7 protein-coding genes and 1 pseudogene are annotated in these 6,468 nt (G+C 52.5%); 6 read left to right on the plus strand and 2 right to left on the minus strand.

Annotated elements, in window-relative coordinates; genetic code table 11:
* The 6 genes and pseudogenes from F3089_RS15960 to F3089_RS15605 all read left to right on the plus strand — a co-directional run.
* Positions 1-944: pseudogene (locus tag F3089_RS15960) on the plus strand (hypothetical protein); the annotation flags it as partial.
* On the plus strand, positions 937-1,683 hold the full coding sequence (locus F3089_RS15585) for an MBL fold metallo-hydrolase (protein WP_192497416.1): 747 nt from the start codon (positions 937-939) through the stop codon (positions 1,681-1,683). The pseudogene F3089_RS15960 and the gene F3089_RS15585, both read left to right, overlap by 8 nt.
* A 119-nt stretch (positions 1,684-1,802) precedes the next feature.
* Positions 1,803-2,288 (plus strand): hypothetical protein, encoded by a 486-nt coding sequence (locus F3089_RS15590; protein WP_151441707.1) that lies wholly within the window; start codon positions 1,803-1,805, stop codon positions 2,286-2,288.
* Positions 2,285-2,917: a hypothetical protein gene (locus F3089_RS15595; RefSeq protein ID WP_151441708.1), complete on the plus strand. Its 633-nt coding sequence runs from the start codon at positions 2,285-2,287 to the stop codon at positions 2,915-2,917. Before F3089_RS15590 ends, F3089_RS15595 begins: the two co-directional genes overlap by 4 nt.
* Positions 2,918-3,237: 320 nt before the next feature.
* Complete coding sequence (locus F3089_RS15600; RefSeq protein WP_151441709.1) at positions 3,238-4,275, plus strand: XRE family transcriptional regulator; 1,038 nt, start codon at positions 3,238-3,240, stop codon at positions 4,273-4,275.
* A 16-nt stretch (positions 4,276-4,291) separates the two neighbouring features.
* Positions 4,292-4,792, plus strand: a complete 501-nt coding sequence (locus F3089_RS15605; protein WP_151441710.1) for a PIN domain-containing protein — start codon at positions 4,292-4,294, stop codon at positions 4,790-4,792.
* A 192-nt stretch (positions 4,793-4,984) separates the two neighbouring features.
* Here F3089_RS15605 and F3089_RS15610 read toward each other — a convergent pair whose 3' ends face one another.
* Positions 4,985-5,539 carry a DUF6843 domain-containing protein gene (locus F3089_RS15610; protein WP_151441711.1) on the minus strand — a complete coding sequence of 185 codons (555 nt, stop codon included), beginning with the start codon at positions 5,537-5,539 and terminating at the stop codon, positions 4,985-4,987.
* Entirely contained in the window at positions 5,536-6,417 is an 882-nt protein-coding gene (locus tag F3089_RS15615; RefSeq protein WP_192497417.1) for a hypothetical protein, read from the minus strand. Before F3089_RS15615 ends, F3089_RS15610 begins: the two co-directional genes overlap by 4 nt.
* Between the last annotated feature and the right edge of the window lie 51 nt (positions 6,418-6,468).

The raw sequence follows: 6,468 nt of genomic DNA on the forward strand, positions 1-6,468 counted from the left end.
CTAAGGGGCTGCCTTGGAAAGATGTCGCGCAGATTGTTAATCAGTTGGGAATTAGCAAATCGGCTTTCGATGAGACGAGGATGGTTGATAGTGTTTTCACGGATAACGAGAGTATCTATCTTGCAGGAAAAGGAATATATAGGCACCGGAAGTTTCTGGATGTTGAGGAAGTAAGCTTCGATACTATTCTGAGTGAGGTTTACGATGAATTAAAAGATTTTTCAAGAAATGCTGCGCACTTGAGTGAGATTGTTTTTAAGTCAGACTTTTTGCAAGGTTTTGATTACTACGCGGTAAGGTATATCATAAAGTTATATGGTATTAGGAAGGGAATTTATTTTTATGGAAAATCTCAGGCAGATACGATTAGTTTAGATAAAAGCTTTAATTCTGTTAATCAAAAGGAGGTTGTTGTCGAGAAGCTGCGAACGCATGAGCAGGCGTTAACTAAAAGTGAAATAGCGCAGTTATTAAAAAGTAAAAGCTTGTTTCATGCGTCACTATATATTGATGAGCTTACTAAAGAGAAGCGAGTAGTTCAGGTGGATAAGATGTTGTACACGACTCCTGAGAAAGCCTTCGGTGATATAGATTTTGGAGCTCTTGGGGATTTCTTGAAAAAGATAGTAGATGAGTCTTCGAAACCTGTACATCCAAGTGCGATAGAGCCAAGGGCGAATGCAGAATTTGGCTGGGCGTACTCATATAGCTTCTATGACGCATTTTTAAAGTTCTGGTGTGAAGATCTTGGTTTATTTCGATCGGGGCATTTCTACTTTCACTCGGAAATTGGATTTGGCTCTTTTGGAGATTTTTTTGATCAGAAGGGTTCTGAGTCGTTGTCGCTGAAGGAGGCGATGGAAGTTATTAACGATAATATGGAGGTTGATATGGTAGTGGCTGAAAGAGGTTATTACAATTGGCGAGCTTCTCGCTTTGAATGAGGTTTTGCTGCGGTCGAGGTATAAGACTTCGGCCCCGCCGCGCATCACCCTTAACGCCTTTCTGCTGGATACCGGCAATCACCGGATCCTGATCGACACCGGCATCGGCGCCTTCGCCGGCGAGGGCGGTGCCGGCCTGATGGACAACCTCAACGCCATCGGCCTCGACGCGAGCGCCATCGACACTGTCCTCATCACCCTCATGCATCCCGACCATGTCGGCGGGTTGATCGATGCCGACGATCAGCCGGTCTTCCCGAAGGCGAGGGTGCTGGTTCCGGCCGGCGAACTCGACTACTGGCGCGGCGACATCCCGCAGGGCGCGCCCGAGGTCCTGATAAAACAATTCCAGGCCGCGCACCGCGTCATCGCCGGCGTCGGCTCGCGCATGCAGCGCCTGGCCGGCACCGAGGTCCTGCCGGGCATCACCCGCGTGCCGCTACCGGGCCACACGCCGGACCATTCCGGCTACCGCATCGTCTCCGGCGAGGACCGGATCCTGATCTGGACGGACATCGTCCACCTCCCCGGCATCCAGTTCCCGCGCCCCGAGGCCACGGTCGCCTTCGACGTCGACCCACCCCAGGCCGCCACCACCCGCCGCCACATCATGGCCGAACTGGCCAAATCCCGGGAACTGGTCGCCGGGCATCATCTGGATTTTCCCGGGATCGGGTATGTGGCCGAGGACGGGGATGGGTTTCGGTTTTTGCCGCATGTTTGGAGGCCTACGGTCTGAGGTGATTCCGGGAAACTCGCGAAGATCAACGTTTGGGGGACTCCTCCGCCAAACTGGTTTCTGATTGTGCTCGATGATAGGATTTCGTTCCCCGCGGTAAAGACAGAAAGGAGTCTGTGATGACCAAATGGATTTTTTCATCTGAAGATGAGCGCAAGACACACCACTTCGAGCCTGAGGTACGAAGCTTCAGGATGAAGAAGTTCTCCTACCTGTACCAAGAGGGTATAGGAGCCCACGGGAGCTTCTATGTTAAAGGCAATATCGCCACCAGAGGTGACAGCCTATTTATCTCTGCTATGGGCCATACGCCTCCCATGGAACTTGCCGACTACAAGGGGGCTTTTGACTTCTACGGAAGTGCTGTCTTGATTTCTGGGGGAGAGGTCATTGCGCGTAAGCGCCTTAAACAGAGCAATCAAGAGCTTTGGCCTGAAACCAAGTACGCTCCCATTGGCTCGGCCAAGTTCTACTTGGCGCCCTCGGAAAATCCATTTTCGTATAAGGTAAGAGTTGAGGTCGGCTACTGGTTTGATAGTGGCACCGGTACCAACTCAAGTTCCCTTGCAGTAAAGGAAATCCAGCTAAAGGGTAGAGGCCAATGACCAGTACAATACTGTTTCGTCGCCTGCTCATACAGGTCTTCATCATTGCGTTTCTGCTCGGTTGTTCCGCTGACCAGGATAAAGACGTCGATCAACCTAATAAGAACGCCGCAGCCTTGGTTAAGGAAGCACAACAGCTTATGGTGGAGCATGGTCAGGGCGAGGAGCTGGAAAAAGCCCTTAAACTGACAGAACGTGCCACGAAGGTTGATCCAGATTATGTCTCGGCTTATATCGCACGGATAAATATCCTGAAGCGTATGGGCAAAGCCGAGGGTATCGTTAAAGCAACGGAGCGTCTGGTTGAGCTTCAGCCCCATCCTGAGAACCGCCTCTCACTGTGCATGGCCCAAGAAGCAACCGGAAAAAGTGACGGTAAGAATTTGGAGTGTTACCGACAGCTCATCGAGAATATTGAAATTGATTCCGACACGCCAGATGGGAGAAGAGAGACCTATCTTCTCGCGCTCCGGTTGGCAGGGGATGAGGCTTTTGAAGATGAGCTGAATGCTTACCTGAAAAGCCTGGACTCCGATGATGACGACATGGCCCGAGAGTTGGCCAAATTCAAGTTCATTGAGAAGTCTCGGGAAGACTTGCTTCGAGAGGTTGCGCCCGTTTCACACTGATCTGCGAAGAACCAAACAAAACAAGGGCCAAAGGACAGGCCAAAGGAACTCCCCCTGGCTGACAGAGAGGACAACCACCACCAAAGACTCAAGGGAGGGGGCTAGCTACTGACCAGTCCGGTAAACGGATGCGGCGCCCACAGCAGAAATTATCGAAGGCGCTCCTGCCGGGCATCACCCGCGTGCCGCTACCGGGCCACACGCCGGACCACTCCGGCTACCGCATCGTCTCCGCCTGCCCCTGAAACTCTGAGTTGACAAATGAATAAGCAAAAACAAAACTGTCAACTAATAAAGGTGCGTCAACTTTGGAGGGAGCCATGCTGCATGACCGTATCCGTCGTGCGCGCAGGCTGAAGGGCTGGTCTCTTCAGCAATTAGCGGATGCCTTGGGGGACCTGTCGAAACAGGCTTTGTCCAAGTATGAACAGGGAAAGGACACACCGAACTCGACCCGTCTGATCCAGATCGCCGATGCGTTGGGGGTTACTCCCGAATACTTTTTCCGTTCAGAAGAAGTTGAGTTGGGAGAAGTGGATTTCCGCAAGCATTCGGCTTTGGGAAAGGGAAAGCAGGCGTCGATTAAGGAGCAGGTGCGGGAACACCTTGAGCGCTATCTGGCTGCCGAGCAGATTGTTGAGTTGGATTCTCAGCGTCTGGAGTTGCCGGCGTTTGCCGTTCGGAACGTCGATGATATTGAAGAGGCTGCGAATGAGCTCCGGCGGCAATGGGAGCTTGGTGTTAATCCCATAGCGAATCTCACTGAAACTCTCGAGGAACACGGCATCAAGGTCGTTGGTCTGGAGGCGCATGAAAAATTCGATGGCCTCTGTGCCAGGATTAATGATGGTGCTGACGCGGTCATCGTGAGCAACACTGACCGTGATGGTGAGCGCCAGAGGTTCAATCTCGCACACGAGCTCGGCCATTTGGTTCTGAAGATTCCACGAGAGATTGAAGGCACTCGGCAGGAGGAGAACTGGTGTCATCGGTTTGCTGGGACTTTCCTGTTCCCGGAAAAGCAGGTTCGCGAAACCTTTGGTGTCTCCCGACGCCGTGTGCTGGGTGAGGAGTTCCTTCTTGCAAAGCAGGAGTGGGGCATCTCAATGCAGGCCACTCTGCGCCGGCTTTATGATCTGGGCATCATCAATGAGTCATTCTACAAGTCCACTTCTAAAGACTGGTCGATCCGGGGATATCGAAAAGGCGAGCCGGATGCTCTCCCCAGCGAACGTTCCTACAGGCTGAAGCAGCTGGTTTACCGGGCCTTGGCGGAGGACTTGATCACTCCCTCAAGAGCGGCGGAACTCCTCAATGTGTCGCTCGACCAGATAGAGCGGGTGATTTCCAACCGGTAAGCGAGTGAGCGCAGGGATGCCAAGGAAGATTCTCGTCTCGGATACGAATATCTGGATTGATCTATATCGAGGTGGATTGCTGGAGACCGTATTTCAGTTACCGCATCAGTTTGTGACCACCGAGTTTGTATGGAGAGAGCTGCACCAACCGCCCGGTACGCGTCTTACCAATCTCGGCCTTCGGCTTGAATCGCTCAACCAGGATGAAATCCTGGAACTCTATGCACTTCGGGCTGACCTGGGAAATTCATCGATTCCGGATGTTTCATGCTATCTGACAGCACGGAACCGAAACTGGATCCTGCTTACCGGAGACAAGGCACTTCGCAGCTCGGGTTTTGAGGCAGACCTGGACGTTCGCGGCATACTCTGGTTGCTGGACGAGCTTTACGAGCACAGTCTGGTGAACGGCGGCACGCTGGCGGCAGGTCTGCAACAAATGATTGATCGGGGAGCACGCCTGCCTGAAACCGAGAGTCAGCACCGCATTAGATTATGGGAGTCCTCTGGAGCTTAAGTCTTCCCTCAGGCGAGGGTGCTGGTTCCGTCCCGGCGAACTCGACTACTGGCGCGGCGACACCCCGGAGGGCGCGCCCGAGGTCCTGACAAAACAGTTCCAGGCCGCGCACCGTGTCATCGCGCCGTTGGTTCGCGCATGGAGCGCTTGGCCGGCACCATATCCGACCGGTTCTTCAAGCATCTGCTTCGCTCATTCCTTGCTACACGCCCTAAGAACTTTTTTCGGGGGCGTTTGGCCGAACCCCTCCTCGCTGAAGAGCCTGAAGTTGTTTATCTGGTCGAGCGCCTGGGCCTTGGTCCCAACGTAAAAATCGCTGTAGTAGATGCTGCAGTCTCGCGTATACCCGTATTTCACAAGGTCCTCACTAAATATATAGACTTGGTCGTCAGCCCTGTTTTCCGGAGTATCGTTGAAGCTGGTCGTCCAGCGCCCATCAATGATCTGTCGGCTTCCGTCTTCTGATTCATAGAAGAACTTGTCACTCCGTACGCTGTTTGGGGTGACGTCTGTCTGCGTGAGTAGGATTCCGTCTTGCGGAATGTCGTAAACCGGCGCCCCATCTTCGTAGGTTAACGGTTCGGCGTCAGGCACGTTGTACACGACGTAAAAGGCGCCTTGGTAGTCTTCCGGCAACAGGAAGATTTCATAATTTTTTTCGTCGGCTGAACACCCAGTTGTTGCCTGTGCCACCAGGGCACTAAGGACTGTAAGGCAGCCCGTTATAACACGTGTTCTAGTCTTCATAGGTAACCGTCCAGATCGACGAGATCGTCGATGTAGTTGCCAAGCTGTTTGCGGATGTAGCTCAGGTCCTCGTATCCTGTATAACGACCATTGTTCGGGCTGGTCGAGGCGAACTGGGTGTTCCAATCCGAAATGCTTAGGAAGGCGCCCCGGCCTTTTTTCGAAAGGTTCGAAGAAAGAAGATCGGCAATGGTTCCACTGAAGCTGCCATCCTGGTTAAGGGGAAGCCTTACTGCAGATGCAATCATTGGATGGTTCGGATTGCCTCTTAAACTGAGTGGAGCCACGCCTTTGCGGACATGAATGCCAAGGAAAACGCGAGTATCGTCGGGGCCTACCACAAAGGCTTCGCAATTGGGAAAACCATCGCCTTTGATGAAGGTTACTAGGTCTAGATGGCGATTATCACGGTCAACGTACGCTCGGATCTTGTAGTTTACGTTCAATGTCGGAACATAAGTGAAGCCCAGCGTTTTTTTCATGTCTTCTGAGAACGGCATAAGGTGATTCTGCCCTTTATAGCCGCCGTCGATCCGAATACCCTTTCCGTTTGATCCCTTGGCGAGTTTATAGAACTTACTGGTGATCCTGTCTTTCGGCTTAATCGCCTTTCCCTTGTATTCGTATGGTTCATCTGCCAGCGGATGGTTGGAGGCATCCGAACCAGTTACGGTTCTCGGTTCGGCTTCGGGTTTTGTGTTCACAATAACGCGATGCCAGATACGCGAGGTTATTTTCGGGTGGCTGTTGGGCTTGAGCGAAAAACGGCGGTCATCGCCTTCGAAGTAGAGACCAGACCAGCCAAAGGTTTCTTTGGGATGAAATGATCGGATATTGAACTCGTACTCCGCGAGTTCGGCAGGACGTTGTGTGCCCATGGTGTCCTTCCTTTAGACGTGGTGGGTCTCCTTTCACTGACGCGATGCTAA

The sequence above is a fragment of the Halospina sp. K52047b genome (assembly GCF_008709855.1).
GTDB lineage: Bacteria > Pseudomonadota > Gammaproteobacteria > Pseudomonadales > Oleiphilaceae > Halospina > Halospina utahensis_B.